General features: G+C 67.2%; 3 protein-coding genes. All 3 read right to left on the bottom strand.

From position 1 onward, the window contains the following. Positions 1-3,527: phage tail tape measure protein (locus EPD66_RS23570; RefSeq protein WP_142851004.1), on the bottom strand; the 3,527-nt coding region annotated here is incomplete at its 3' end. A gap of 1 nt (position 3,528) precedes the next feature. After that, entirely contained in the window at positions 3,529-3,861 is a 333-nt protein-coding gene (locus tag EPD66_RS23565) for a DUF1799 domain-containing protein (RefSeq protein ID WP_221931105.1), read from the bottom strand. 20 nt (positions 3,862-3,881) lie between these two features. Then, positions 3,882-4,217, bottom strand: coding sequence for a hypothetical protein (locus tag EPD66_RS23560; protein ID WP_142851003.1), 336 nt, complete (start codon positions 4,215-4,217; stop codon positions 3,882-3,884). Positions 4,218-4,357 lie beyond the last annotated feature (140 nt).

The raw sequence follows: 4,357 nt of genomic DNA, 5'->3' as shown, positions 1-4,357 counted from the left end.
TAGGCATCGGCCATCGCATTCGTCACATTGATGTTGCCGCCATGGGCCGTGCGGCGGCGGCCTGCCACCAGTTCTTCACCGATCAGGTCCACATTGGTGACGGCGCTGTCCGCCTTCTTCTTTTTGCCGAAGAGCCCGCCCAACGCCGTGCCCAAGAACGCGCCGGCGATGGCGCCGATGGGGCCGCCCAGAGAGCCGGCCAGCATCATCGAGCCGGCCACGCCGCCGGCCACCGAGCCGGCCGCGCCGGTCGCCGCGTTGACCAGCGGGTTGGAGTGCCCCAGGCCGAGCAGGCCCGCGCCCATGCTGCCGACAATGCCCCAGGGCGAGGCAGCCAGGCCCTGGGCAAAGGCCTGGCCGGCGCCGGTCATCGCCACGGTGGCCGTGCCGGCCGTGCCCGGCAGCAGGCTGATCGGCGTGCCCACAGTGGTCGAGAGGCCGACCGCCTGGCCGAGGCTGCTCTGGGCCAGCCATTGCCCGGCGCCGTAGAGCATCGAGGAGGAGCCCCCGCCGCTCAGCAGGCTGCCCAGGCTGGTCATGTCGCTGATGCCCATGCCGCCGGCACCGCCAATGCCGCCGGCACCGCCGATGATCTGTCCGCTGCCGGTGGCCTGCAGGCCGCCGCCCATGACACTGCTGATGACCGGCGCGATGATCGGGCGCAGCACCATCTCGGCCGCCAGCTGGGCCATGGCACGGCGGGCCATGGCCACAACATCGTCCCAAATCGCCCGCCAGCCCCGGCGCTGGCCGGCAAACCAATCGTCAAAGACGTCGGTCCCGTAGTCGACGATCTCGTCGGCCGCGCGATTGGCTTGGCGCACGCGCTCTTCCAGTGCGGCCTGGGCGGCGCGCTCGGCATCCTCCTGGGCGGCGATGGCACGGTTCAGCCGGATCTGCTCATCATAGACCCGCCGCAGCTCGGCGGCCTCCTGGGGCAGCAGTTCGCGCCCCAACCGGCGGCGCAGCTCGGCCTCGGCGCGCAGCAGCGGGATCATCTCGCCGCGCCCAGCCAGCGTTAGTTCCAGGGCCTTGTTCTCGAGATCGACGCTATCGAGAGTGTCTTCCAGCGCCGACCGGCGGCTGCGCAGCAGGGCGATGTTGTCCTGGTACTGGCGGTTCAGCTCGGCGAGCATCCGGCGGTGCTGATCCTCCGTTACCAGCCCGGCCTTCAGCGCCTGGTCGAGAGTCGCCAGCGCTTCCGCATGTTCCTGCTCCGCTGCCGCCAGCGGGTCCAGCTGGCGCAGCAGGCCCTGATAGGCCGAGGCCAACTTGGAGGCGGCCTCGCGCGCCTGGGCCTTGGCATCGGTTGCGGTCTGCACCGCCACCGCCTCGGCGATCTGCGCGCGCGTGGCCTCGGACAACTCCTCCACGCTGGATTTCTGCTCGGCCTTCAGGGCCTGCTGCTCCAGGCGGTAGCGCAGGGTCGCGGCCTCGCTCAGCCCATAGGTGGCGTTGGCGTCGCGCAGCTTGGCCAGCAGTTCATCAAAGCCCTCGATGGCGCCGACCGCCGCCGCCGCGACATCGCCAATGCCGCCGGCCGCCGTGTTGCCGGCGGCGGCGGTATCGTTCAGGGTGCCGTTGAGGCGAGCCAGGGAGGCCTCCGCCTCCTGCACCTTTTCCTTCGCCTCGATCAGCGGGCCGGCCCAGCCTGCCGCCCAATCGACCAGAGGCTTCAGGTTTTCATCGCTTTGCCCCAGACGCTCAAGGGCGACAAACAATTCGTCGGCCGCAATCGCGTTATCGAGATACATCTGCTGCAGACCGCGCAGCACTTCGATGGCCTCAGGCGCGACTTGGCCGTCGAAGGCCAATCGGTCAATGCGGAAATTACCGGCCCGGGCGAACTGTTCCTGCTGGGCGATGATGGCGAGATGAGCGGTCCGGGTAGCTTCTAGCTGGATTCGCGCTTGGGCGGCCATACCTTCGTTAAGGGCCTCGACCTTTCCTTTGGTCTGGTCGATCACCGCATTGAAGCTGATCATGGCCTCACGGTGCTGGTTGGCAGCCCGTTCTGCCTCGCTCTGGCGTGTCGCAAAATAGGCGATGCCCGCCGCCGCAGCGGTGATGGCCAATCCAATCGGTCCGCCAAACCACGCGACAGCCGCCTGTAGGCCCCGGCTGGCAGCCGCAGCGGCGTTCTTGGCTGCGGCCAGGCGCAGGGTGGCGGCGCTGGCCCGGATATGGGCGCCGGTCGAGGCATCCACCGTGGTGTGGGCGGCGACCAAGGCGATGCGATATTTCTTCAGTTCATCAGCGGCGCGGGCCACACCGCGCACCGCAAAAGCCGTCCCCAGCGCCGTGCCGGCGATCACGGCGCCATCGCCGATAATGTCCAAGTTGGTCACCACGGCCTCGGCCGCCGGCACGATGCCGGACAGGAGCGTGTCGCCCACCTCGACGCTCGCAACCGCCAGCATCGCCCTTAACTGGTTCAGCTTGAACTGAGCGTCCTGGGACATCTTGGCAAAGGCATCGGCGGTAGCGCCGGCCTTATTGGCCATGTCTTCGAGGATGGCGGAAAAGTCCTGGGCCTGGTTGCCGGTCAGGGCCAGGACCGGACGCAGAGCCTCCACCCCGCCAAACAGCACGGCGAGCTTTTCCTCGGCACCGCCAGTCTTCTCGGTCAGCTCCTGAAGGAACCCGGCCAGTCCCTTGGCGCGCAGGCCCGCGCTGGTAAAATCGATGCCCAGTTCCTTGGCCATCCGAGCGGCCTCGCCGGAGGGCTTGATGACGCTGCTGATGACGGCGCTCAGGCCGTTCATGGCCACGCTAGTGGTATTGCCGCCCTTGGTCAGGGCCGCCGTGGCGGCCAGAACCTCTTCCAGGGCGATTCCCGTCTGTGCGGCCAATGGCGCGACGGAGCCGATATTGCTCGACAGCTCGCCAATGGTGGTCTTGCCGGCGCGCATGGCGACAAACATCGCATCGCTGACGGCGGTGACGCTTTCAACTTGGTCGCCATAGGCGTTGAGGATGGTGGTCAAACCATCCGCCGCCACACCGACGCTGGTGACACCGCCGATGGCGAGGCGATTGGCCGCATCCAGTGTCGAGATGGCCTCGGCGGCGTTAGACGCGCCAGCCGAAATCACCTGATAAAAGCCCTGTGCCTGCGCCGTCGGAAGCGAACCGAACTGGATGGCCATCGCCCTGGCCTCAGCGGTCATCCGTCCCATCTCGCGGGTGTCGCTGAGCAACGTCGACACTTCGCGCATCGCCGTCCCGAAGCCCAGCGCCTGGCGGCTGGCGGCGGCCATCGCGGCTGTGAACCCGCCGATCCCGACCACGGCCAGCGCCTTGCCCAGTAGGTCTATGTCGCGGCGGGTGCCTTCGACCGCCTGGCCCAGGCCTTGGGTCTGGCGGGCGGCGGCGTCGGCGGCGCGGCCATGGCCGTCGAGAGCTTGGCGACCGGTGCCGGCGGATCGAGAGAGGCCCTCCAGATCGCGGGCAGCACCAATCACGGTGGCGCGGAACTGCCCGCCATCCGCCGTGATTCTTACTGCCAGCGTCATATCCTGGGACATCTCAACTCCGCTTTCGCTTCTCGGCCATGGCCTGCAAGGCCGCCAGTTCCATCACCCGAAGGTCTTCAAAAAGGTCGGGCGTGCGTTTGATCCGCATCCACCGCGCCGCCGCCTCGGCGGCGTGGTAATCGAGCCCCAGCGGCTGGCCCTCCGGCGCCAGCCGCCATTGGGTCGAGAGGTTCAAAAACAAGCCGAAAGGGACGGAATTTTCCCGCCACACCGGGAAAGCTGCCGCTTCGGCCTCGGCCTTCAGCTGCTCGATCAGCGCTGGTGGTGCGCCAAAGGCCTCGAGATCCGCCGCCACTTCCGCGCCGGGGCCGGCCGGGCCGAACACCCAGGCGCGGGCGGCGTCGGTTAGTTTTTTCTGCGGCCCCCGCTGATGGCTTCAAGGTAGCCGGTGATCAGCGCCTGTCGGACATAGGGGATGTCCAGCACCGCTTCGCGGTTTTCACTGTCGAAGGGCAGCGGGGCATTGTTCTCGCCCAGCATGTCCCAGCCTTGCAGCACCGCGCGCAAGACCGGCTTGTCGGCGGCCATCGGATCATCCTTGACGATGGCGTCGTACTGTTCTTGCGGCAGGATTTTGTACTTGGCATTGAAGGTTTGGGTCGCGTAATTCCCACCATCGGTCGGCACCTTCACCTTGACCGGCCACTCGACAGTTTTTTCCTTGGTGAAAACGAACTTCATTCTTTTTCCCCTTACTTCACGGTGATCTGGAGTTCGTCGTCGCCGGCATCGGTCGGCACCAGCTCCAGGTCCATTTCCAGCATGGTGATGCCCTGGTCATCGCTGTAGCGCGGCCGCTGGATCTGCACGGCCGGACAGGT

Origin of the sequence: Telmatospirillum sp. J64-1 (assembly GCF_006980715.1) — a bacterium.
In the GTDB taxonomy this organism is placed as follows: Bacteria; Pseudomonadota; Alphaproteobacteria; order Rhodospirillales; family Magnetospirillaceae; genus Oleiliquidispirillum; species Oleiliquidispirillum nitrogeniifigens.
Note: the sequence above shows the minus strand (reverse complement) of the source record. Positions and strands in the feature narration are given on the sequence as shown.